Below are 21,447 nucleotides of genomic sequence, written 5' to 3'. Positions count from 1 at the left end.
TGTCCTTCTCCTCAATGTTTTGGGTTTATTCCGCCATGGCTGGGTACGCACCACTTTCATCGTGCACTTCGGCACCGGTGACGGGTGGGTTGAACACGCAGGCCATCACCATGGGTTCGTCATAGGCCTTCAGACAGTGCTGATCGTGCAAATTCAGGGCATACATAGTGCCTGGGGCAATGGGGTGCGTTTGCCCTGTGGCTTTGTCCAGAATTTCACCGCTGCCGCTGATGCAATACACGCACTCCAAATGGTTTTTGTAATGCATGTGCAACTCGGCGTTGGCGAGAATGGTGGTGATGTGAAACGAAAACCCCATTTTGTCGTCACGCAGCAGCAGTCGCACGCTGTCCCAGCCTTCGGAATGAATGTGCTTCTCGGTGTTGGTCAGTGATTTCAGTGTTTTTACAATCATGCTTTAACTCCTTGCTTGTTCAATTCAGCCTTGTCGGCCTGCGCACTCACCTTGGCCACAGCCCGGGCCAGCGTGTTCAAGCCATTGCGCAGGTCTTCCAGTTCAATGTTCAATGCCGCAAACACCTTCACGACCTGCCCTTCGTTGCCACACGTTTCGATGATCAGGTGTTCTTTAAAACACTCAGCCACCACCTGGTCGGCCAACTCACCGCTGGCCATTTCGATGCCCTGCATCATGCCGCGGCCTTTCAAACCGATGGACACGTTGTCATTTCGCTCAAAAATGGTTTGCAAGGCGTCGGTCACGATTTCTGCGCGTTTGGCGATGCCACGCTCAAACGCTGGGTTGGACCAGTATTTTTCAATGGCCGTGGCAGCGGTGATGAAGGCGTGGCAATTGCCGCGGAATGTGCCGTTGTGTTCGCCCGGCTTCCAGAAATCCAGATCAGGGCGAATCAGTGTGACCGCCATGGGCAGGCCCATGCCGGAGAGGGATTTGGACAGGCAAATCAGGTCGGGTTCGATGCCGGCATTCTCGAAACTGAAAAACTGACCAGCACGACCCACACCCGCCTGAATTTCATCCAGAATCAACATGGCGCCGGCCTTGCGGGCAATGCGTGCGATGTTTTTCAGCCAGGCCATGGAGGCCACATTCAAACCACCTTCACCCTGAACACCTTCGACCAAAATGGCAGCAGGGGCGTCTTGGCCACTGGACTTGTCAGTCAGCATTTTTTCGAGGTATTCCGAGGTGTCTACACCCTCACCCATGTAGCCGTCATAGGGGTAGCGGTCAACGCCACACAGCGTGCTGGCAGATGCGCTGCGGTGGTGCGTGTTGGCCGTACAAGCCAGCGCCCCTTGAGTGACACCATGAAAGCCATTGGTAAATGCAATCACCTGCTTCCGACCGGTGATTTTGCGGGCCAGCTTGATGGCAGACTCTACTGAGTTGGTGCCTGTGGGCCCGGTGAACTGGATTCGATATTGCAAACCGCGCGGTTTGAGGATGTAGCGGTTAAACGCGTCAATGAATTTCGCCTTGGCTGCGCTGTGCATGTCCAGGCTGTGGCCAATGCCGTCTTCCATCAGATAGTCCACCAGTGCGGACTTCATTTCCGGATCGTTGTGACCATAATTCAATGAACCTGCGCCCGACAGAAAGTCGAGATATTCCTGGCCGTGCATGTCCGTCATGAAGCTGCCACGGGCCTTGGTGAACACGGCGGGGAAGCTACGGCAATAGCTGCGCGCTTCAGACTCGTGCTTTTGAAATGTTCGAATCTTGCTCAGGGTCTGAAAATCGACGGATTTGGTTTCATGACTCATGCTAAGAACTCCTTGTGTAAAAATCGTTGAATTGCCATCAAGGCAATGTGGCTGGCAGCGCGATACGCACCAAAACTTCGGTGTCGTGGCGTCCGCCAAAATGCGCGTGTTTTTCGAACCAGTCTGCCTGCGTCAGCGTGGCGTTCCAGCGACGCGACAGTCCCTCAAACAGTGCCCAAGAGGCCTTGTTGTCTGGCGTGATGGAGGTGTGAAGTTGTCGGGCTGACGGTGTTTTGTCGATTAAGGCTTGAATCATTTTGCGGGCCAGGCCAGATCCACGGGCCGTTGGACCCACAGCCACCTGCCAGACAAACAAAACGTCTGGCATGCCCGGCGGGCAATAAGCGGACACCCAACCGACAAGCTGCCCATCCAACTCCGCAAGTACGCAAGTGTCAGCAAAATGACTGCATTGCAACAAATACAAGTAGTGAGAATTGAGGTCCAGTGGCTTGCATTCTGACACCAGGTCGAACACTGCCGTGGCGTCGGCCAAAACGGGCTGACGCAAAACGAGGTTCTGCATTGACATGTGGATGATCGCTTGAAGCCTTTCGGCACAAACAGTTTATTTATAAAAGTATTTTTTTGATCACCCTTTCGTAAAAGCAGCGAAATTCGTTGAAAATCGCTGTTTTATGAAAGGACAAACACAATAATAGTTTACTTTGTAAATTAAATCAAATTGCGGAAAAAATAGTTTGTAGAGTGTGCAAAATCGCGAGGCTGTAACAATTGCAATACACAGCGGCACATTACAATAGTGGCTCTTTTGAAAATAAACGCATTTCCGCAGGCAATTTTCATGAAAAACACGCTGGAAAACAGCCTGGTTTCTTTGCGACGCATCATTCGCGCCACAGAGGCAAGCGCCAAGGAATTGGCCAAGCTTGCAGACATGGCCACGTCTGAATTGTTGACCCTGCAACTGGTTGCAGACAACCCTGGCATTTCACCCGGCGATCTGGCAAAAGCACTTACCTTGTCGCCTGTCACCTCGACTGTAATATTGCAAAAACTGGAACAGCGTGGGCTGATTGAAAAGCGCCGCAGCAGTGAGGATCGGCGTCGACTGGAAGTCATCCTGACGGAAAAAGGCGAACACGAGGCCAAAGCGGCGCCTTCGAGCCTTCAAGCGCGTTTTGCACACAACTTTGCCCAACTGCCCGAATGGGAGCAACACCAGATTGCAGCAACGCTGGGCAAAGTCACTCATCTGATGGGTGCTGACACACTGGACGCATCGCCGATTCTTGACGTGGGCCCGATTACCCGGCAAAGCAATTGATTTCACTTGACTTTTTGTTTTCAATTGATAAAAATTGCGCGGGCAAAGTTACAAAAACTGAATATTGTTTATTTATTTGAAATGTTTGACATCAACGCGTTCTTCCGTCGAAACGAAAAATTGTTCTGGTTCATGGGCGCTTTTTTCGTGCTGGTTCTCGGTGTGGTCCAGATCGATAAAAACATCAACTCGGACACGGCCCAGTACAGTTTCATCGGTCAATGCAGCACCTACCAGGCACCAGACGCCGTGAGCAAACCACTGAACCGGTCTCAGATCCGGATTGAGCGCTGCGTCAAATCCTAGTCCCGAAGGGTGATACCACCCGCGCGTGACTCACAACTATTCAACATTGAAGTTAAACTGCGGCTTTTGGCTGTCGACTGCGCCGCATGCTGCTGACCACCCGCAAGTTTCTACCCTACTTCACTGCCCAGGCGCTGGGCGCATTCAACGACAATCTTTTCAAGCAACTGCTGGTCTTGCTATTCACTTATCAAGCCGCCCGGTTTGACACCCAACTCAGCCTGGCCACGGTCACGAACCTGGCCTCTGGTCTCTTCATCGCACCCTTTGCACTGTTTTCCGGGCTTGGGGGGCACCTGGCTGACCATTTCAACAAGGCGCGTCTTATTCAAGTTCTGAAAGCCACCGAATTGTTGATCATGCTGCTGGCGGCGTATGGTTTGGTTCAAGCCAATTTCTGGCTGCTGATGGGCTGCGTTTTCCTGATCGGCACGCAATCGGCGTTTTTCGGACCAGTGAAGTACGCGTATCTCCCTGCCACACTGGCCACAACAGAGATCATGGCCGGCAACGCCCTCATTGAAAGCGTGACATTCATCATGATCCTGCTGGGCACACTCACCGCAGGCGTGCTGGTCTCAATCAAAGGCTCTACCCTGCTGTTGGCCCTCATTCCTTGCCTGGTTGCGCTGATCGGGTTGGGGGTCACTTTCTGGATTCCGGGCATTCCAACCAAGCACCCTTCCAGCTTTGAACTGAACAACCTGTGGCGATCCAACGTGACAGGATTCAAACAGGCCCGTCAAACCCGATCGGTCTGGCTCAGCATTCTCGGCATCAGCTGGTTCTGGTTCATCGGTGCCATGGTGCTGGCACAATTGCCTGACCTTGCCCAACATCACCTCAGACTCGATTCTGCTGGCCTGACCTGGCTGATGGGCCTTTTTTCGGTCGGAGTGGGCCTGGGCTCCCTGTTCAGTGAAAAGCTGTCGGGCAAACAGGTCGAAATTGGCCTGGTACCGCTGGGCTCTGCTGGGCTCAGCCTGTTTTTATTGCTGGCCTGGCGTCACCTGCCTGATCAGGTTCTCATCAACACACCTTTGCCTTTCTGGCACAACGAACAGGCCATCCGTTTCGGGATCAATCTCGCACTGGCAGGTCTGTTCGGCGGCTTTTACACTGTCCCCTTGTACGCCTTGATCCAGACCCGCGCCGACAAGGCGCATGTGGCCAGCGTAATCGGCACCAACAATGTTTTGAACGCGATTTTCATGGTGCTTGCTGCTGGCCTGGGCTTGCTTTGTCACGGCCTCGGTTTTCAGACCCCGGCGCTGGTACTGTTTGCCGGCCTGTTCAACCTGGTGGTGGCGGCTTACATCTACAGTTTGGTGCCCGAGTTTCTGTGGCGTTTTATTGTGTGGGCGCTGGTTCACACGGTGTACCGCTTCAAGGTGAAGGGTTTGCAACACATCCCCGACACAGGGCCTTGCATTGTGGTGTGCAACCACATCGGCTTCAGCGATGCGGTCGTATTGGCTGCCGCCATTCGACGGCCACTGCGCTTCATCATGTATTACAAGATCTTCCAGATGAGGGCATTGGGTTGGTTTTTTCGCACCGCCAAAGCCATTCCAATAGCCGGCCGGCAAGAAGACCCTGCTGTGTTTGAAGCGGCGTTCAGGCAGGTCAAAGCCGCTCTGGACGACGGCGAGGTGGTGTGCCTCTTTCCGGAAGGCAAACTGACCAGCGACGGTGAAATTGGTGAATTCAAACCCGGATTGCTGAAAATTCTGGAGCACAGCCCGGTGCCTGTAATACCCATGGCTTTGGGTGGCTTGTGGGGCTCGGTGTTTACGCGCAAAACGCGCTTCAAGGAAAAGGAATGGGGCCGACCAATCGATCTTCAGATTGGCCCGGCAATTGACGCAACAGACGTCGACATGGAAGCATTGCGCGACCGGGTGATCGAATTGCGCACCCGGCCTTAATTCCGTTCGAGGGGCTAGAATTCAGCCGTTTCAACCTGGGTTTGAGCCGCGCCTGAACCGGCTGTGACGGCCGCAGCGGCATGGGCTGCAGCAGCGGCCTCCTCCAGATCGGAAGGAATGTGAAAGTCCAGCAGCTTTTCCACGTTCAGCAGCATGACAAACTCGTCGTCCACTTTGCCAATGCCGCGCAAAAAATCGGTCTTGATGCCCGCGCCAAATTGTGGAGGTGGCGCAATCTGGTCCACAGGAACATCGACCACAGCATTGACAGCGTCCACCAAGAAGCCGACCACTTGCGTTTCATCGGCCAACTGGCTTTCCAGAATCACAATGCAAGTGCGTCTGCCCGGCTGGGTTTTGCCCTGTCCAAAACGCGCACTCAAGTTAACCACCGGCACCACGGAGCCGCGCAAGTTGATGACGCCGTCAATGCACTGCTGCATCATGGGCACCACGGTGATGCGGTCAAATTCAATGATTTCCTTGATGCGCAAAATGTCCACGGCCAGTTTTTGCTGATTCACCTGAAAAGTCAGGTACTGGTCCAATGCGGCATCTCCCTGTGCGCTGCGGGCAATCTGTTTGTTCAAGTCGTCCATGGTGGTGTTCCTTCAAAAATTCGTTGAGTTCGATCAGCTGACAAGGCGCAAGCGGTCGCTCTGGCGCGCGGTGATGTGGGCCACTTCCCCGATCAGCTTGGGCACGTCGATGATCAATGCCACATCGCCCGAGCCCAGTATTGTTGCGCCGCTGATGGCCTTGTTCTGTTCAAACAGGGTGCCTAGGGGCTTGATCACGGTCTGGCTTTCACCGTGCAGTTGGTCGGTCACAATGCCTGCCTTCACGCCACCAAAGCTGACCACGATGATGTTCTCGCGTTTGGGTCGCGGACCCTTGACATCAAACACCTTGCGAAGGCGCACACAGGGCAGGAACTCACCGCGCAAATCGTAGTGAATGTCCATGCGGTCGTCTTCAACCAGGGCCGAGCTGGGCAACTCCAGACACTCCCGCACAAAGCCGAGCGGGATCACATAAACCGAATTGCCCACGCCGATGGTAAAGCCGTCGATAATCGCCAGTGTCAAAGGCAGGCGAATTTCGAACGTGGTGCCTTTGCCGGCCTCAGAACGAACCTGCACAGAGCCACGAAGCGCTTCAATGTTGCGTTTGACCACGTCCATGCCTACCCCGCGGCCCGAAATGTCGGTGACCTGGTCTGCCGTCGAAAACCCAGGGGCAAAAATCAGCATGTTGACCTCGGCATCGCTCAGCGTTTGCTCCGGCGTCACGATGCCCTTTTCAAGGGCCTTCTTCAGAATTTTGTCACGCACCAGGCCACGGCCATCGTCCGACACTTCAATCACAATGTGACCGCTGTCGTGATAGGCGTGCAGGCCGAGTCGGCCATTCAAAGGCTTGCCGGCAGCTTCGCGCTCAGCAGGGGTTTCAAGCCCGTGATCCAGCGCATTGCGCACCAGGTGCATCAATGGGTCGCCAATTTTTTCGACCACACTTTTGTCCAGTTCGGTTTCTTCACCACGTATGTCCAGGCTGATCTGCTTGCCCATGCCCATGGAGATGTCGCGCACCACGCGCTGGAATCGCTGGAAGGTTTCACCAATTTGAACCATGCGCAAACCGAGCGCACCATCGCGAATTTCTTCAATCAACCCTGCCACGGCACTGGTGGCCTCCAGCATGCTGACGTTGTTCATTTGCTTGGCCTGTTCAACCGTGCCGGCGTTGGCAATCACCAATTCACCGACCAGATTGATCAAAGCGTCGAGCTTGTCAGAAGGCACACGAATCAACTGGCTAGAGGCAGATGCCTTTGCAGGGGCCTTCTTCTTCTGGCTAACAGGAATATTGACCACGGCATCGGCAGGTCGCTCTGCCACGGCACTGGATTGATCCAGCTGCACCTGGGGAGCTGGCCGCGTAAAACCAGCCTGCTCCAGCAATTCCAGGGCTCGGCCCTCCTCTTCAGGCAAGCTGGCCACCAGGGCGTCAAATTCATCGACGCTGCATTGGTGAGGCAATATCCTCAGTTGGCTTTCCTGCGTCAGAAACTCAAAGGCCTCTTCGATGTCTTTCTTGCTTTTGTCCGTGCGAAAGCGCAGTTCAAAGCCGAGGTAACAGCCTTCGGGATCCAGATCAGAAAAGGCGGGCAACTTGTCGAGTACGGGAATAATTGCCTCAATGGCACCGTAGGTGGACAAATAGCCAAAAATCGGTGCAGGGTCGAAGCCATCGCACAGGGTGGATTTTCCGAGGCGAACGGAGATGTGCCACAAGGCATCGGTGGCAACAGCCGGGCTGGCCGCTTGATCTTGCAAGGTTGCGCCGCCTGAATCAGACGACCGGTCAGCGTCCAGCAAATAGGATTGCAGGCGCTTGGTCAACTGCGATTGAACAGGTGCAAGATCCTCGCCGACGTGTTCAGCGTTTCCACCCCCTTCAATGGCGTCCACTAGGTTGGAAATGTGGTCTCGGCACTCCAGCACCAGCGTGCTCATGGCCCCGTCAAAGGCGATTTCACCGTTGCGTACCCGATCAAGCACGGTTTCAAGATCGTGTACAAAATGCGTAATCACAGACAAGCCAAACACCCCGGCACTGCCCTTGATGGTGTGTGCTGCGCGAAATGCGGCATTCAGCGTTTCTGTGTCATGCGGGTCTTGTTCCAACTGCAACACATACGATTCCACTTCACCCAATAGCTGACGGGCCTCGGTGTAAAACACACCGCGTGACGATTCAAGATCAAATTCAAAAGCCATGTGCTTAAACCTCCAGTGCGCCGGCGTGTATCCACGAGGTCAGGCCCAGGCGAGCCGCCTTTTGAGACACCGTGTCTGAGGGTTTGGTCCAATGCACTTTCAAATTCACTTCGGGGTCATTTTGGATGGCCACCAGAAATTGCAAACCTGCGGTGTCCACTTCCTGGCAATCACTCAAGTTCAGCACGATGGATTCACCCTGTGCCAAACCCTGCTTGATGCGCTCATACAAGGGCCCACAATCGGCAATTGTGAGACATTCCAGCGCATAGGCCTGCGTTGCAGCCACGGTGTCGTTCAGGGTCTCCATGTTCAGCTCCTCAAAGGGTTCAAGGGTTGCATCAGGCAACCAGCTTGTTCACTGCTGCAATCATTTGCTCGGGCTTGAACGGCTTGACCATCCAGGCTTTCAGCCCCGCCTGCTGGCCTTCGGATTTCAATTTTTCATCCGACTCAGTGGTCAGCATGATGATGGGTACAAATTTGTAGTTCGGCAGTTTTTTGACTTCCCGAACAAAGCTCAAGCCGTCCATGTTCGGCATGTTCAAGTCGCTCACAATCAAATGGATTTTGCGGCCATCCAGCTTGGTCAGCGCGTCCTTGCCATCGCAGCCTTCGACGACATCAAACCCCTGACTTTTCAAGGTCATCGAAACCACCTGCCTCAAGGAGGTTGAATCGTCCACAATCAGAATAGTCTTGCTCATAGCGACTCTTTCTCAGAAAAATGTAATGTCGTCGTCTGCTGGCTTGGCCACAGGGGTTGCTGCCTTTTTCACCGCTGTGGCTGCGCCGCCGTGATTGTGGCGCTCTTCGGCCATGGTGTAATTCTTTTCAAGTTCATGCATCAACTCAGCCGTATTCAGGCCGCTGTAACCCATGCTGACCTGCTGCCGAACCATTTGAAGACTGTCGTCCACATGCCCAAGAATTTGAGACACCCGATCTTGAAACTGAAAATGCACAACTGCGCTGTTCAGGCTGGATGACACCTGACGTGTGTTGTGAATGATGTTTTCACTGGCGTGATGCAAGGGCACAGTCACTTCATCAAAGCGGCTGACCACCTCGTGAAGCACCTCATTGGCGCTTGCCAGCATGTGCTGGTCAGACGCTTCCATTTTTTTGGCGCCCTCGCCTGCACGGCGCGCAGCCTGAGCGATCTGCTCCACACGCTGGCGGATTTTCAACCCTGTGTCTGCCGACAACATGGACAGTTTGCGCACCTCATCGGCCACGATTGAAAAGCCTCGGCCTTCCTCACCTGCGCGAGCGGCTTCGATGGCCGCATTCAAGGCCAGCAAATTCGTCTTGCCTGCCAGTTCCTCTACCGAAGTGGCCATTTTGGCAAGTTCATCGGTGGAGGTCACAAATCCGCGTACTTCCTGAAAAATCACGGCTTTTTCATCCAATGACTTTTTGATGTCGCTCAACATGCCTGTCAAAGTGTGCTGCACACTTTCAGACAGACCGCTGCCACCGCCAGTGCTCTGGCCCAACACGCCAGCAGCCTCGGTGGCCAGTTTTACGGTTTCATTCAGCTTTTGGTGAATTTCACCAAATGAATCGGTCAATTGAACGATGCCCTGCTCCATCTGCTGGTTGGCCGTTTTCAACTGATTGCTCAATGTCGGAACCCAGCGCTCACCGAGTTCATGAAACTCGTGCTGATCATGGGTGTTTTGTTGCTCTATGCGGAGGTCTTCTTCGGCCTGCCGGGTCTGCTCGACGGGGTCGGACTTTGACTGCCCAAGCCGCCCTGCCACAAAACCAATTACCACGGCCACCAGGCCAAAGGCCAGTCCAATCCAGGCCTGACCGACAAATGCACCCGCAGACGCCAGTGCCAAAGAAAACACAAGGGCCAGCAGTGGTACGATTTTTTCCAAGGTCCCTTTTAAATTGTCCTGATTTGCCATGGGGTCTTTTTCCGCAGAATTTTGATCGGGGTCTGGGCGCACAACCTGCATCAGGGGATAGCCCATTTGAGTTATTGTGTACCCGACCCTGTTTTTCAAAACCACGAAAAGAAGTGGTAAATCAGGTCAAACGTCGCGACAAGTTGTTACAAAACGTTACAAGGCAATTCGGGATTTCCCCATCACAACAATGAGAGACAGAGAGCATTTCATGGAATTCCAGTACCTACAGCTTCACATTGAACACAAAGTGGCCACGGTCACCATTCATCGCCCGGACAAAGGCAACGCGCTGGCACCCGACGTGCTGCTGGAAATTGAGAACATGTTCAAAAACCTGGGGCATCGCCAGGACGTGAATGTGATTGTGTTGACCGGTGGAGAGCGCTATTTTTCGGCTGGCTTTGACCTCAATGAAATTCGAAAGCTGGAGAAAGTCAGCAACGAGGCCTACACCGCGCTGTTTCACAGGGCATACCGCGCCATCCTGTTTGCAGAACAGCCCGTGATTTGCGCGGTTGGCGGTGCAGCCATTGCCGGAGGTTTCGACCTGACGATGATGTGTGACATTCGCTATGCCTCCACACGCGCAAAGTTCGGGCAGCGTGAAATTGTGCTGTCACTGACCCCCATCATGGACCCCCTGTGGCGCATCATCGGCCTGGGCCGAGCCAAGGAAGTGGCCCTGACAGGCCGAATCTATGACGCGGCTGAAGCCGAACGCATGGGATATGTCAGCAAAGTGTTTGCAGAAGGCGAACTGTTGAGCAGCGTGGCGCAAATTGCAAAAGACATGGCAGGCTACGACCGGGCCGCACTGGCTGAAACCAAACGCCTGTCAAATGTGGTGCTGAACCAAGACCTGGACACGTCCATGCGCACCCAGGAGTGGCTGTTCAGAACTTACATCGGTTCAGAAGACAACCACCAGCGCATTGATGCCTTGCAGGCGCAACTGGCGGCCGCCAGAAAGAAGTAATTATTTGCCGGGCTGGGGCTTGAGCAACATGCCCAAGGGCCCTTTGATGGTACCGTCGTCCTGAAGGTCATAAATGGTGACGTCGTCGCCGTTTTTGATCTTCACCTTTTTGTCTTCAACGGTGTACTTGCTTTCTTTGGTGATGCCCATGGTAGACACGTACACATTGCCATCCGACTTGAACTCGTACTTTTGCAAACCCAAATCGTCTTTGTAGGTGCCTTCCAGTTTCTTGCTGCACGCAGTCAATGCCAATGCTGCCAGACACAATACGGCCACTGCTCCTGAACGAAATTTCATGCAAACCCCTTGTTGTCAGTTATTCCTGACCCAAGTTTATTCGGATTCGACCGATTTCCAGAAGTTCTGGAGGGTTTTGGTGGTTTTCATTGGGATCTCGACCATGGGCAGGTGGCCAACCTGATCAAACAAAACAAGCTCTGAACCGGGAATGACTTCCTGATACAGAAACGCGCCGGTGTAATGCACCAACTTGTCCTCTTTGCCCCACATGATCAAGGCAGGTGACTCGATGTTGCACATGCCGCGCTTGCTTTCATCGGGGGCATTCACAAACATCTGATGAAACAGGTGGCGGTTCACGTGCCGACGGTTGATCAGGTCTTGCGCCATCAATGGGGCCAGGGCCAATGCAATCGGCTTGCTGTGAATGGCGAGACTCAGCAGGGTGTGGGCACCGGCCAGGCTCTCGACAATCATCGGGTTTTGCCCTTTGCGCAAGCCATCTTCAAATCGTGTGGCGTTGCTTCCCTTGGCCCCTGCCGGATTCATCAAACACACGGTTTTGGTCAGTTCGGGGTGGCGGCCTGCCAACAAGCCCGCCACAATGCCCCCTACGGAGTTGCCAACCACATGCGCCTTGCCTGACACGTGTGCCTGCATCCAACTGGCCACACGGGCCACCTGGTCGTCGAGGCCGTAAGGCAAGTTGGCGTTGAAGGTGCTTTCACCCCAGCCGGGCAGGTCCAGCACAAACACGCGATAGTGGCGCAACAAAAAAGGCACCAGCGACAGCCAGTTTTCCTTGTTGGATGCAAAACCATGAAGCAGGACAACGGGCGTGCCCTCGGGCAAACCACCTTCCAGCCAGACCAGCCGATGATCATCCACCAAGGCCTGCTTGCGCTTCAAACCCGAAAAACCGGCATGCAGCTTGTTCAGCAGGGGCACGGTAGAACGGCTTTTCCATTGGCGGATCTTCAGTCCATGGGGCGCGCGGGCCAGGGTGAGGTATTTCGGTCCAACATCTTTCAGAAAGGCCAATTCAAGCTGATGCATGCCAGTCTGTGCGGCGGCGACTTCTTTAACCATCTGTCGTGTTCTCCAACGGTGGGCTTGGTGCAGGTGGACTGCTTTTTTATTCAGTCAAACGTTTGTTTGTTATTTCAAATGTAACATTGACTGATGTAAAGGTAAGTGGGGATAACCCCACTGTCAATGCACAAAGTAGAATGTGCATTCGCAAAAAAAGGACATGAATGTGAAAAACAACGCCGTTACCCGCTTTTTGATGATCGCCATTCTGGGGCTTTTCATGGTGTTTACAGCCCTGGCTGCAGAAGCATCGCCCGCCAAATCCACCCAGGCTGAAATCAACCACCTTCTTGATTTTGTTCAACAAAGCGACTGCACCTACAACAGGAATGGAAGCGCGCACAAAGGCCCGGAAGCGCGAAAGCACATTGAACGCAAGTTGAATTACTACTGGGACGACATTCTGACAACAGAGGACTTCATCAAACTGGCCGCCACCAAAAGCGAATTGAGCGGCCGGGTGTACACCGTCAAGTGCCCCAACCAGCCCGAGCAGACCAGCAATGCGTGGCTGACCCGCGAGTTGATGAAATATCGCGAAAAGGGCCAATAAGCCCGTCCCGATTAGATCGCTTTAGCGCACGGGCCCGAATTCCTGCCAAAAGCCACGATAAACCGCCTGCTCGGCGTCGCCCCGCTTGTCGAGTGGGCAGGCCATGCGAATAATCATTTTGTGCGCCAACTCGTTGTAGGCCTGCCAGAACACGGCAGGGTGCGCGCTGGGCAAATCCACAAAATCAGCCACCTCGATCATGTCGAAGTAGCGGTCTGCGGCCTCTACCCATTCATCGGCCACTGCCTTGGCCACCTTCAAGGCCACTTCCTCGGCCCGCTTGGTGTCTGCAGTGAACGGCAAGATGATTTCAATTTGATACAGGCTGAAATGCCCCAACATGGAAGAATGCTTCACCGTGTGGGTAAATACCATCGAATTGGGCACCGCCAGACGCCGCCCGGTGTATTTGCCCGAGGGGCCAATTTCAAACAACTTGGTGGTCAGCAGGTCGATGTCAATCACTCGCCCGTTTTGCACGCCAATTTCAATGTAGTCGCCAATGCGAAAGGGTTTCGCCAACGAAATGTTCACATAACCAAACAGACTGAGAACAAACTCCTTGCCGGTGATGATCAGCGCACCGGCGATGGCAGCCACCGACAGCAGGGCCCCCGAAATCTGAGAGGCCCACACGATCACCAGACACACGAACACCACCAGCCGCACCAGGTTTTTCACAAACACCAGCTGCGAACGGGCCTTGTCTGGCCGATTGGGGTGAAGCCTGCGCAATGACCAAGACAGTGCCCGGTTGACGAAAAAGCCACTGGCCAACAGCAACAGCGTAGCCAACAGCTTGAAAAGAAACAGTGTGGTGGGGTCGTGTAAAAAAGCCATAGCCCCAAGGATACAAAACTTTCAGCCCCAAAATGGAAAAAGGGGACGTTCCTTGCGAAACACCCCCTGAAAACGCAGCCTCTGACAGAGACTCAGGCTACGGAATTGGCACTGTGCCCACCACAGGAAGTGAGGTGCCTTGTTGTTGATTGTTGCTGGCCTGGCAAGCGTCGGCGTTGTCGTAGGTGTTGTCCACCACGGTGTCGATCCATTTGGAGATCAATGCCACCGCCTCGGTGTCCACCACACTGCGACCCAGTTGTGGCATGCGCGCCGCAATGGCTGTGGCATCAGGCCCGATGCGATAAGTCAAAATCGACTGATCTGAGTGCGCAGGCGTGATGTCGTAAATTCGGCCGCCCCGCCCTTCTGTGCCGCTGGCGGTTGGCTTTTTGCACACACCCATGTTGCCGTCAACCCTGCGGAACACATCCAGATAAAAGCCGGTGTTGGAGGCCTGGCCGTTTTCGTTGTGACAGTGGGCGCAATTGGCCTCCAGATAGGATCGGGCACGGGCCTCAATGTCCCCTTTTGAGTTTGCAGGCAAACCGGAGTCACCCGCCATGTTGAACCTCGGATTGTGCCGAACATTGGTGGCCACACCACGGGAATCCAGATTGAAGCTGCTTGGGCAGCCCGTCATCAACCCGTTGTCACACATGAATTTCAGCTGGTTCTTGCCATTGACTGCATGCTGACTTTGGCCGACAGCCAAAGGCGACTCGGTGTGGTAGGCCCGGTTCAGGTTACGTGGTTTGGGGCCAATGGGCGCAGTACCCGGGTCCACATCGTTGTTGCTGTGGCAAACCGAACACTGGCTGGCATTGGGCAGCAGGTATTCATTGGTGCTGCCCTGGTGACGCACACCGGTGTCATTGTCCACATAGTCCCAACTGGCGCTTGCGGTGCCCCCGTATTGGGTCAACAGGGCTTTGCGGGCACCGCCTTCACCGGTTTGCCACACGTACTCCAACCCTTCCCAGTATTTTTGACCGTCTTCACGCTGACGTTTGATCAACAAACGGGTTTCGTAAGGCATTTCGGTGCCCTTGGGCTGGTCTACGAAGGCAAAGGTTTTGGCAATGATGGTGCCCACCGGGAAGTCAATGGTGGAGTTGATGCGCTTGTCTTCATCGGCCAGAAACACCGCCTTCTTGCCACGCGGAATAAACATCACCCGGTGCTTGAGCGCATAGTCACTGAACAGCTTGGTGTTCAACACATACGGCATGCCTTGTCCATTGGGCATGCTTCGTGGGTCCTGGGCATCGGCAAACAGGTTGTACTGGGCCAAATCAGGACAGTTCACCTCATACGCGGCTTCGTTGACCTCACCCGCTTTTTGCGGGGCGTTGCACAGTGCATCCACCCTGGCTTGCACGGGTTCTGGCGCGTAGGCACCTGTGGGTGTGTAGGGCTCAAAAGCGAAGTCTGGCAAATGGGGCAAACCCGCGCCAAAACGCGCCATGCAGTTGTGCTTGCTGACATCCAGATCGGCCGCCAGCAGCGGAATGCCGCTTGCAATGCTGTTGATGTATTCCACCGACAGGTTTTTGGTGGGGTCATTGGTATTGAGGTTGACCACGGCATCCAGACCGCGCGTGCCATGGAAATTGGAGAAGGCGAGACTGTCCGATGAAAAATTGTTGTCGGGGTTGATGCAACTGAACCACCATTTGGGCACAATCCGCTTGCCTTGTGTATCGAACTTGTACTTGTTGTACCGGCAACTGGGGTTGGGGTACTGGTTGCCCTGAATGGGCTTGCCCTCAGCGTCCACCGGCACCGGTTTGCCGTCCTTGTCGGTGGGGGCAGCACAGTCTTTGTTCAGGCTGTCCATGTAGCCGTCCCACACAATGTGGGCACCCCGGTAACCGCCACCCGCCGCAGCATTTTTAATGCCTACCACCGCCGGAAAAGCCGTGCTGATCTGGGACCCCTGGGTGGCCACAATGGTGGCAAAGTCGGGTGAAGGCAGGTCATTGCCGTTGTTTTTAAAGGTGTTGCCGTAAATATTCACCGCTTCGGAATACACGTCCATTCGACGGTCGCCGTTTTCACCCAACAGGTCATAGCTGGTCAAAATGATGCCCGCTGTGCCGTTGTTTTCAAACGTGTTGCCGAAAATGTCGATTTTGTCGTAGGCCAGCGTGATCAGGCCCGAACCGCGTGGCACGTTGGAAACGATTGAACCGGGCACCGCGAAGTTGTACGTGTTGTTGTTGCGTGCAATGTTGTTGTACACCCGCGACTTGGATCCGTATTGCGTCAGGTTGTCCAGGTCGTACACCAAAAAGCCACCAGAATTGCATTCAGCCACGTTCTCTGAATATTCGCCATTCTGAACGTTTTCAATTTCAAACCCGAACACGTTAAAGGCCGCCCTGCTTTTGCGGATCTTGGCGATATTGGTTTGGCCCACGTAAATGCCTGCATCCGATGCACCGATTGATTCCGTGTCTTCCACCAAGATGTTGCGCGACTGCACCGGGTAAATGCCATATCGGCCCGATGCGGTGCTGACGGTGTAATCGGGCGAACTGTGATCGGTCTCCAGTGGATTGGGGTTGTTGGGGTCGTGTCGGGCAGGGTCGGTGCAACCCACCTTCACCTGTTGTTTGAAGTTTTGAGCGGTGATGGGCACCTCGGCCGCTGTTTTGCGACCACTGCTCCAAATGGCCCGCGCGCGCAAAATGTTGCCATGGTTGACGCCCTTCATCTTGATGGCGTCACCGGGAGAATCGCCAATCGTGAGGTCTTGCAGGGTTACGCCCACCACGTTGGACGCCAGAAAGCCTTCCTGGGAATTGCTGTCCCGAAAGGACAGGAACGTGTTGTCTTTGCCGCAGCCTTCGATCGTGACATCTTCTGTGGCGGTGATTTGAATGCCGGTCGTCAGGTTGAAAAACCCGCAGTCGAACCGCAGCACGTCCTTGGGTTTGAGTTGAACCATGGCCTTGACCATGTCGGTGGTGGCGTTGGGGCCTGGTTTGATCAAAAACACCCGCCCATTTGCCTCAGAGGGGGTGACCGTGGAACCACCACTGCCAGACGGGCTGACGGATGCGCTGCCACCTCCTGAATCGTTGCCGGATGACCAACACCCCCCCAGTGTGACCAACGCTGCGCCCAGCAGCACCGCTGCAATGTTGCGTGTCCCCATGATGACCTCTGCCTGTCCTTGTTGTGTATTTGATTGGTGTGTTGTGCTGCAGGTACATCTCAGGGTGTTACTGAGGGTCTGACGGTCTGGATGGGGACTTGTGTCGGCTTTTTGACACTTCTTTAAAAAACTTAGCTGAAACTTAGGCGATTCCGTAGGGGTTTACGCTGAAAACCACGAAATCGCGCCCCCAAAAGCTCAATCTGCGCGTAATTTTTCCGTTAATCAAAATGAAACAAAAGAAACAGCTGGCGTAACTTAAAAGCATCAAAAGCAGCAGGAGACAGCATGGCCGCATTGCCACCCATTTTGCACAAACCCGCCGAAGGTCTGGTTGGGCATGCACGGGCAGCCGCCCGAGAGGGTTATCTGCTGGGTTTGAGCTTCCTGTTTCGCCAACGCGTACCCAACGCCATTCCCCAGTTCAGCCCCAACTTTCAGGATCACCGACTCCCGATTGTTTTCCTCGTGCCGGGTTACCTTGAAAACCACGGTTGCTTTTCCACGCTGTACGAGGAATTGCTGTGGAGCGGTGTTCGCCTGGCCCTGTACAAACCCCGTTACACATTGGCCAGCGTGCGTGAAATGGCCAGCGATTTCGCCACGTTCATGAACCTGACCCTGAGTCGTGAAGAATGTGAGAATTCACCCGTATTTTTGGTGGGGCATTCCATGGGCGGTTTGATTTGCCGTCAGGCCATGCTCAAACACTGGCAAATGCGCCAACAGGTCCAGCACCTGTTTACCCTGGCCACACCCCACCAAGGCACTCACATGGCGCACCTGGGTCTTGGCGATTGCGTCGTAGACATGTTGCCGGGCAGCCGCTTTTTAAGTGAACTGAACAAGGCGGATCGCGCTTACCGCCACAAAATGACCAGCGTCATAGCCACACCCGACGCTTTGCTGTTGCGCACCAAGGCCGCCAAACTGGACGGCGCACGACACACCTTGCTTGAACGCAGCGGGCACATGGCGCTGCTGGACGATGCCAGACTGTTCAATCACTTGAAAGCGGAGATTTATCCGCACTTGGGCGCGTAGCAGAGAGCCCTAATCCCCAGTGGTGTAGCTCTTGAAGTAAATTTCAGGCTCAATTTCCTGAACCTGCACGGTCAGTTGGGTCGTAACCTCGGGCAATCCGATGCGCAGCACTTCCAGCGTGCGCAGCAAAGCTTGCCCCACCTGCACCTTCACGGCCCGTTCGCGACCACTCAACATTTCTACCCGGACGGCAAAAAAAGCGTGCTCAACTGCCTCGTCTTGCAAGCCGATCAGAAATGGATCAGCGCGATAAGCGCGCGTTTTGATGTCACTTTCTTGAAAGATGTCTAGGTCAACCAGGCATTGATTGAGTTTGTACAACACCCAGGGCACATCCAGGGTGGACAGGTTCGAACTGTATTCCACGGTGACATGGGGCATTTATTACTCCAAAACTAGTAGGAATCACCTACAAATCAGCTTGAACAAAAGGTTAGACAGACGCAAAATACTGACATCGAGGACTGTTACAGTTCTCCAACCAATGTCTCCTCTTCTCCGCAAGCGAGAAAGGTTTAGCCGACCCCTCAAAAGGTCGGCTTTTTTTTACCTGTGTTCTGCCAGATGAGATTCAATCAGCCGGGCCAGTTCAGCCGGTTGGTCGTGATGCAACATATGGCCGGCATCGTCAATGCGGGCAAAACGCCAATCGGGTACGCATTCAAACCGGGTCCGCAGGGCATCGAAATCAGCCTGCTCACCCTGACGCGCCATCCACAAGCCCGCCTCGGTTTGCGCAGCCTCTACGTGTAGAACAGGCGCCTCAATACTGACCCAAATGGCCTGCGCCTCGTTCAATCGATAGCCAATCGGGTTTGAAATACGGTGCGCTGCATCGCCAAGAATGCGATAACCGCTCTCGGTGCTTTCAGCCCAGTGCGCCGCCAGATACAAGGCTTTGTCGGTGGTTAATCTGGGATTGGTTTTCTGGAGGCGTTGCGCCACGGCCTCAAGGCTGCCATAGGTGCGCAGTGTGGGCGGCTCTTTCAGCTCATCCAGCCAGCGGGCGTAACGCTTGCCCGCCTTGGCGGGATTTGCGTCCAGCAAACCGAAACCCTCCAGGTTGACAAGGCTGCGAATGCGCTGGGGCCTGACACCCGCGTACAGCATCACGATGTTGCCACCCATGCTGTGCCCCACCAGGTTGACAGGCTGAGTGGGGCTTAGATGATCAATCAAGGCATCCAGGTCGGCCAGGTAATCGCCAAACCAGTACGACCTGGCTGTGCCATCGCCTTTGCCCACGGGCCAGTCTGTCAGGCCAAAGCCGCGCAGATCAGGGGCAACCACGCGCCATTGGTTGGCCATGCAGTCCACCACAAACTGAAAACTGGCGCCGACATCCATCCAGCCGTGCAACATCAGCACCAAAGGCCAATCGGGCTCGCCCCAGGTGTGCAAATGGGTGTTCAAGCCACGCAGCTTGACGAAGCTGGAAACCGGCTTTTGAACGGGTTGGTAAGCCGCCATGGAAGGCTGGCTGCCGGGCATTTGATTCATCAGGCTTTCAGGGTAAAGGGGTTAAATGAGGTGTTTGTGTCGTAATAGTCTTCGTTTTCAGCGCGTTTCAGGCTGGCCACGATCCAGTAAGTCAGTGGAGTGGCCACCACTTCCCAACCGGTTTTGAGCACGTATTGGGTCAACGTAACCGTGATGAGCTGCTCTTTGGTCATGATGCCCCAGAAGGCGATGGTGTAAAACAGACTGGAGTCGACCAGTTCGCCCACCAAGGTTGAACCAATGGTGCGGGTCCACAGGTGCTTGCCTTTCGTCAGGATTTTCATTTTGGCCAGCACAAAGCTGTTGGCAAAGCTGCCACTCCAGAAGGCCACCAGCGAGGCCAGCACAATGCGCCAGGTGTTGCCGAATACGCTTTCAATGGCGGCTTGCCTGTCCTGCCAAAACGGTGCGGCGGGCAAGTGCACCACCACCCAGGCCATGAAAGAAGCAAAAATCAAGCCGCCAAACCCGGCCCACACAGCTCTGCGGTCCAGCCCATAGCCATACACCTCCGTCAAAATATCGCCGTACAAATAGGAAATGGGGAAAAACAGCACACCCGCGCCAAACGTGACGCTGCCAACCAGGGGCAAATCAAGCTGCGCAATTTTGGCGGGGCCAATCAGGTTTGAGCACAAGAGCACCACCACAAAGGCGGCCAGAATGAAATCGTAATATTTGTATTGGCGGCTGCGATTGCCTTGAATTGGCTGAACTTTGCTCATGAGGACTGCTCCGGGTTGTTCTTTTTCAAGATCAGCCAAGTATAGAGCGCATCTTCCAGAGTTTTGCAGGCAAACCCGCACGAACAGTCATCGACAACGTTTATGATGTTTCAATGACAAACAGGAGACAACCATGGCCAAACTCGACGCCAGCCTGCAAGCCATTGTAGGCAATGCGCTGCCCGAACTGGAAGCCTTGACCGCTGCCCAGCAAAAGCAACTTGCCCAAGATCTTGAACAGGCCCATCAAAAGCACGATGCCTTCCTGAAGGAAAGCATGGACAACGCGCTTGAACACATTCCACGCCTGCTGCGTGGTGCCGTCAAAAAAATACTGGGGCTTTGAATCATGGACAGAAACACTGAATTACGTCGCCTGGCCCAGGCCCTTCACAAAGAGCCTGCTGACCTGGCCTACCTCGACAAGCTGGATGCAGTCAGCCTGCAGAAGCTGCGCACCACCTTTCAGAACAGCCTGCTGAACAAGTTCGGCCCGGTGTTTGAACGAATCGCAGGCGCGGGCAAGTTGGCCCCCGATGGCATCAGCGCCACACTGTGCACCAAGGTGTTTGGCCCGGCCATTACGGCCAACATGTCCTACTTCACGCCGATCAGCAAGGCAGTCGGCTTGTGCAAACACTTCGACGCGGAGTTCATGGCCGACGTGGCCCGCAACCAGATACCCGAACGCGCGCAGCAAATGCTGGCAGAACTGCCCGTTGACTTGCTCAAGAAAGTCACCGTCAAACTGATTCACGATGGTGAATTTCATGTGCTGGGCGGTTTCACCGACTTCATGCCGGAAAAGAAAACCATCGAGATCATGGAAGTGATTGAGGACCCTGCGGTCAACCTGCATGTGTCCTGTTTTGCCCAGCGCAAAGACCGCATCGCCAAACTGGCCAACATGCTGACCGAAGAAAAACTGCTGGAGTTGATTGCTGCAGCCTACGCCACGCCTGAATTCATTCAGGAAATCATGTTGATTACCGCTGAAATGAGTGCGAAAGAACAGGCACGCATGGCCAAACTGACGGACCAAGTGAACAAGGCCTATCGGGACAAGGCGAAAAAGCTGGCTGAAAAGATCGGCATTGCCGGCCAATTGGCCGATTTTTTAAGTTGACCCCTACTTTGAGAAAAAATGAAACAGAAACACACCGGAATTAATTTTAATTTTTCTTTTTTAAAACAAAAGGTTAAAAATTTTTAGAGCGAATATTCGAGCAATTTTTTGAAAACAATTTGACTTTCAGTGCACAAATGTACACAATTAATTCACGCAAACACACAACGTGAATGCACCAGGTAATTCGGAACCAAGAATATCCGAAC

At 54.2% G+C, this 21,447-nt stretch carries 23 protein-coding genes; 8 read left to right on the top strand and 15 right to left on the bottom strand.

Going from position 1 to position 21,447, the window contains the following annotated elements; all coding sequences use genetic code 11:
• Window positions 1-25 precede the first annotated feature (25 nt).
• From QQJ87_RS13955 to ectA, 3 genes are read right to left on the bottom strand one after another with little or no spacing between them, the layout of a single operon-like run.
• Window positions 26-415, bottom strand: a complete 390-nt coding sequence (locus QQJ87_RS13955; RefSeq protein ID WP_284282484.1) for an ectoine synthase — start codon at window positions 413-415, stop codon at window positions 26-28.
• On the bottom strand, window positions 412-1,749 hold the full coding sequence (gene ectB / locus QQJ87_RS13950; protein ID WP_284282483.1) for a diaminobutyrate--2-oxoglutarate transaminase: 1,338 nt from the start codon (window positions 1,747-1,749) through the stop codon (window positions 412-414). The genes QQJ87_RS13955 and ectB overlap by 4 nt, the downstream gene beginning before the upstream one ends.
• A 37-nt stretch (window positions 1,750-1,786) precedes the next feature.
• On the bottom strand, window positions 1,787-2,281 hold the full coding sequence (gene ectA, locus QQJ87_RS13945) for a diaminobutyrate acetyltransferase (protein ID WP_284282482.1): 495 nt from the start codon (window positions 2,279-2,281) through the stop codon (window positions 1,787-1,789).
• Window positions 2,282-2,554: 273 nt separating this feature from the next.
• Here ectA and QQJ87_RS13940 point away from each other — a divergent pair, with 273 nt between their 5' ends.
• The 3 genes from QQJ87_RS13940 to QQJ87_RS13930 all read left to right on the top strand — a co-directional run bounded on the left by QQJ87_RS13940 (window position 2,555) and on the right by QQJ87_RS13930 (window position 5,271).
• Window positions 2,555-3,037, top strand: a complete 483-nt coding sequence (locus QQJ87_RS13940; protein ID WP_284282481.1) for a MarR family winged helix-turn-helix transcriptional regulator — start codon at window positions 2,555-2,557, stop codon at window positions 3,035-3,037.
• A gap of 81 nt (window positions 3,038-3,118) precedes the next feature.
• Window positions 3,119-3,343, top strand: a complete 225-nt coding sequence (locus QQJ87_RS13935; protein ID WP_284282480.1) for a hypothetical protein — start codon at window positions 3,119-3,121, stop codon at window positions 3,341-3,343.
• A gap of 86 nt (window positions 3,344-3,429) precedes the next feature.
• Window positions 3,430-5,271, top strand: a complete 1,842-nt coding sequence (locus tag QQJ87_RS13930; RefSeq protein ID WP_284282479.1) for an MFS transporter — start codon at window positions 3,430-3,432, stop codon at window positions 5,269-5,271.
• 14 nt (window positions 5,272-5,285) lie between these two features.
• On the opposite strand, the gene QQJ87_RS13925 is transcribed toward QQJ87_RS13930, so the two are convergent.
• The 5 genes from QQJ87_RS13925 to QQJ87_RS13905 are packed head-to-tail and all read right to left on the bottom strand — an operon-like array spanning window position 5,286 to window position 9,973.
• On the bottom strand, window positions 5,286-5,870 hold the full coding sequence (locus QQJ87_RS13925; protein WP_284282478.1) for a chemotaxis protein CheW: 585 nt from the start codon (window positions 5,868-5,870) through the stop codon (window positions 5,286-5,288).
• A gap of 33 nt (window positions 5,871-5,903) precedes the next feature.
• Window positions 5,904-8,054 (bottom strand): chemotaxis protein CheA, encoded by a 2,151-nt coding sequence (locus tag QQJ87_RS13920; RefSeq protein WP_284282477.1) that lies wholly within the window; start codon window positions 8,052-8,054, stop codon window positions 5,904-5,906.
• A gap of 4 nt (window positions 8,055-8,058) precedes the next feature.
• Window positions 8,059-8,364, bottom strand: coding sequence for an STAS domain-containing protein (locus QQJ87_RS13915; protein ID WP_284282476.1), 306 nt, complete (start codon window positions 8,362-8,364; stop codon window positions 8,059-8,061).
• A gap of 31 nt (window positions 8,365-8,395) precedes the next feature.
• Window positions 8,396-8,761: a response regulator gene (locus QQJ87_RS13910; RefSeq protein WP_284282475.1), complete on the bottom strand. Its 366-nt coding sequence runs from the start codon at window positions 8,759-8,761 to the stop codon at window positions 8,396-8,398.
• Between the two features lie 12 nt (window positions 8,762-8,773).
• Window positions 8,774-9,973 carry a methyl-accepting chemotaxis protein gene (locus QQJ87_RS13905; RefSeq protein WP_284282474.1) on the bottom strand — a complete coding sequence of 400 codons (1,200 nt, stop codon included), beginning with the start codon at window positions 9,971-9,973 and terminating at the stop codon, window positions 8,774-8,776.
• Window positions 9,974-10,184: 211 nt separating this feature from the next.
• Here QQJ87_RS13905 and QQJ87_RS13900 point away from each other — a divergent pair, with 211 nt between their 5' ends.
• Entirely contained in the window at window positions 10,185-10,952 is a 768-nt protein-coding gene (locus QQJ87_RS13900; RefSeq protein WP_284282473.1) for an enoyl-CoA hydratase/isomerase family protein, read from the top strand.
• Here QQJ87_RS13900 and QQJ87_RS13895 read toward each other — a convergent pair whose 3' ends face one another.
• Together QQJ87_RS13895 and QQJ87_RS13890 are read right to left on the bottom strand one after the other, a co-directional pair.
• Window positions 10,953-11,252, bottom strand: coding sequence for a hypothetical protein (locus QQJ87_RS13895; RefSeq protein WP_284282472.1), 300 nt, complete (start codon window positions 11,250-11,252; stop codon window positions 10,953-10,955).
• A 36-nt stretch (window positions 11,253-11,288) separates the two neighbouring features.
• Window positions 11,289-12,284: an alpha/beta fold hydrolase gene (locus tag QQJ87_RS13890; RefSeq protein ID WP_284282471.1), complete on the bottom strand. Its 996-nt coding sequence runs from the start codon at window positions 12,282-12,284 to the stop codon at window positions 11,289-11,291.
• Window positions 12,285-12,447: 163 nt separating this feature from the next.
• On the opposite strand from QQJ87_RS13890, the gene QQJ87_RS13885 reads away from it, so the two are divergent.
• Window positions 12,448-12,840, top strand: coding sequence for a DUF5329 family protein (locus tag QQJ87_RS13885; RefSeq protein WP_284282469.1), 393 nt, complete (start codon window positions 12,448-12,450; stop codon window positions 12,838-12,840).
• 21 nt (window positions 12,841-12,861) lie between these two features.
• On the opposite strand, the gene QQJ87_RS13880 is transcribed toward QQJ87_RS13885, so the two are convergent.
• A complete protein-coding gene (locus QQJ87_RS13880) occupies window positions 12,862-13,680 on the bottom strand; it encodes a mechanosensitive ion channel family protein (protein WP_284282467.1) in 819 nt (272 codons plus the stop codon).
• Window positions 13,681-13,777: 97 nt separating this feature from the next.
• Window positions 13,778-16,843, bottom strand: coding sequence for a parallel beta-helix domain-containing protein (locus QQJ87_RS13875; RefSeq protein ID WP_284282466.1), 3,066 nt, complete (start codon window positions 16,841-16,843; stop codon window positions 13,778-13,780).
• Between the two features lie 288 nt (window positions 16,844-17,131).
• Here QQJ87_RS13875 and QQJ87_RS13870 point away from each other — a divergent pair, with 288 nt between their 5' ends.
• Window positions 17,132-17,887, top strand: coding sequence for an esterase/lipase family protein (locus tag QQJ87_RS13870; protein ID WP_284282464.1), 756 nt, complete (start codon window positions 17,132-17,134; stop codon window positions 17,885-17,887).
• Window positions 17,888-17,896: 9 nt separating this feature from the next.
• On the opposite strand, the gene QQJ87_RS13865 is transcribed toward QQJ87_RS13870, so the two are convergent.
• From QQJ87_RS13865 to QQJ87_RS13855, 3 genes are all read right to left on the bottom strand, one after another.
• The gene (locus QQJ87_RS13865) at window positions 17,897-18,268 is read right to left on the bottom strand and encodes a 5-carboxymethyl-2-hydroxymuconate Delta-isomerase (protein ID WP_284282463.1); all 372 of its coding nucleotides are present in this window, start codon (window positions 18,266-18,268) and stop codon (window positions 17,897-17,899) included.
• Window positions 18,269-18,433: 165 nt separating this feature from the next.
• Window positions 18,434-19,378, bottom strand: coding sequence for an alpha/beta fold hydrolase (locus QQJ87_RS13860; protein ID WP_431310107.1), 945 nt, complete (start codon window positions 19,376-19,378; stop codon window positions 18,434-18,436).
• A gap of 8 nt (window positions 19,379-19,386) precedes the next feature.
• Window positions 19,387-20,112 carry a queuosine precursor transporter gene (locus QQJ87_RS13855; RefSeq protein ID WP_284282461.1) on the bottom strand — a complete coding sequence of 242 codons (726 nt, stop codon included), beginning with the start codon at window positions 20,110-20,112 and terminating at the stop codon, window positions 19,387-19,389.
• Window positions 20,113-20,245: 133 nt separating this feature from the next.
• Between QQJ87_RS13855 and QQJ87_RS13850 the strand changes: the two genes are divergently transcribed.
• Together QQJ87_RS13850 and QQJ87_RS13845 are read left to right on the top strand one after the other, a co-directional pair.
• Window positions 20,246-20,458: a hypothetical protein gene (locus QQJ87_RS13850; RefSeq protein ID WP_284282460.1), complete on the top strand. Its 213-nt coding sequence runs from the start codon at window positions 20,246-20,248 to the stop codon at window positions 20,456-20,458.
• Between the two features lie 3 nt (window positions 20,459-20,461).
• A complete protein-coding gene (locus QQJ87_RS13845; protein ID WP_284282459.1) occupies window positions 20,462-21,238 on the top strand; it encodes a hypothetical protein in 777 nt (258 codons plus the stop codon).
• Window positions 21,239-21,447: the final 209 nt, after the last annotated feature.

It is taken from the genome of Limnobacter litoralis (genome assembly GCF_030160455.1).
Classification (GTDB): domain Bacteria; phylum Pseudomonadota; class Gammaproteobacteria; order Burkholderiales; family Burkholderiaceae_B; genus Limnobacter; species Limnobacter litoralis.
This window is presented reverse-complemented; position numbering and strand designations above follow the sequence as displayed.

What these genes read in the sequence shown, in the direction of transcription:
- QQJ87_RS13955 (WP_284282484.1), bottom strand. Translation starts at nt 415, where the DNA reads ATGATTGTAAAAACACTGAAATCACTGACCAACACCGAGAAGCACATT.
- ectB (WP_284282483.1), bottom strand. Translation starts at nt 1,749, where the DNA reads ATGAGTCATGAAACCAAATCCGTCGATTTTCAGACCCTGAGCAAGATT.
- ectA (WP_284282482.1), bottom strand. Translation starts at nt 2,281, where the DNA reads ATGTCAATGCAGAACCTCGTTTTGCGTCAGCCCGTTTTGGCCGACGCC.
- QQJ87_RS13940 (WP_284282481.1), top strand. Translation starts at nt 2,555, where the DNA reads ATGAAAAACACGCTGGAAAACAGCCTGGTTTCTTTGCGACGCATCATT.
- QQJ87_RS13935 (WP_284282480.1), top strand. Translation starts at nt 3,119, where the DNA reads ATGTTTGACATCAACGCGTTCTTCCGTCGAAACGAAAAATTGTTCTGG.
- QQJ87_RS13930 (WP_284282479.1), top strand. Translation starts at nt 3,430, where the DNA reads ATGCTGCTGACCACCCGCAAGTTTCTACCCTACTTCACTGCCCAGGCG.
- QQJ87_RS13925 (WP_284282478.1), bottom strand. Translation starts at nt 5,870, where the DNA reads ATGGACGACTTGAACAAACAGATTGCCCGCAGCGCACAGGGAGATGCC.
- QQJ87_RS13920 (WP_284282477.1), bottom strand. Translation starts at nt 8,054, where the DNA reads ATGGCTTTTGAATTTGATCTTGAATCGTCACGCGGTGTGTTTTACACC.
- QQJ87_RS13915 (WP_284282476.1), bottom strand. Translation starts at nt 8,364, where the DNA reads ATGGAGACCCTGAACGACACCGTGGCTGCAACGCAGGCCTATGCGCTG.
- QQJ87_RS13910 (WP_284282475.1), bottom strand. Translation starts at nt 8,761, where the DNA reads ATGAGCAAGACTATTCTGATTGTGGACGATTCAACCTCCTTGAGGCAG.
- QQJ87_RS13905 (WP_284282474.1), bottom strand. Translation starts at nt 9,973, where the DNA reads ATGGCAAATCAGGACAATTTAAAAGGGACCTTGGAAAAAATCGTACCA.
- QQJ87_RS13900 (WP_284282473.1), top strand. Translation starts at nt 10,185, where the DNA reads ATGGAATTCCAGTACCTACAGCTTCACATTGAACACAAAGTGGCCACG.
- QQJ87_RS13895 (WP_284282472.1), bottom strand. Translation starts at nt 11,252, where the DNA reads ATGAAATTTCGTTCAGGAGCAGTGGCCGTATTGTGTCTGGCAGCATTG.
- QQJ87_RS13890 (WP_284282471.1), bottom strand. Translation starts at nt 12,284, where the DNA reads ATGGTTAAAGAAGTCGCCGCCGCACAGACTGGCATGCATCAGCTTGAA.
- QQJ87_RS13885 (WP_284282469.1), top strand. Translation starts at nt 12,448, where the DNA reads ATGAATGTGAAAAACAACGCCGTTACCCGCTTTTTGATGATCGCCATT.
- QQJ87_RS13880 (WP_284282467.1), bottom strand. Translation starts at nt 13,680, where the DNA reads ATGGCTTTTTTACACGACCCCACCACACTGTTTCTTTTCAAGCTGTTG.
- QQJ87_RS13875 (WP_284282466.1), bottom strand. Translation starts at nt 16,843, where the DNA reads ATGGGGACACGCAACATTGCAGCGGTGCTGCTGGGCGCAGCGTTGGTC.
- QQJ87_RS13870 (WP_284282464.1), top strand. Translation starts at nt 17,132, where the DNA reads ATGGCCGCATTGCCACCCATTTTGCACAAACCCGCCGAAGGTCTGGTT.
- QQJ87_RS13865 (WP_284282463.1), bottom strand. Translation starts at nt 18,268, where the DNA reads ATGCCCCATGTCACCGTGGAATACAGTTCGAACCTGTCCACCCTGGAT.
- QQJ87_RS13860 (WP_431310107.1), bottom strand. Translation starts at nt 19,378, where the DNA reads ATGCCCGGCAGCCAGCCTTCCATGGCGGCTTACCAACCCGTTCAAAAG.
- QQJ87_RS13855 (WP_284282461.1), bottom strand. Translation starts at nt 20,112, where the DNA reads ATGAGCAAAGTTCAGCCAATTCAAGGCAATCGCAGCCGCCAATACAAA.
- QQJ87_RS13850 (WP_284282460.1), top strand. Translation starts at nt 20,246, where the DNA reads ATGGCCAAACTCGACGCCAGCCTGCAAGCCATTGTAGGCAATGCGCTG.
- QQJ87_RS13845 (WP_284282459.1), top strand. Translation starts at nt 20,462, where the DNA reads ATGGACAGAAACACTGAATTACGTCGCCTGGCCCAGGCCCTTCACAAA.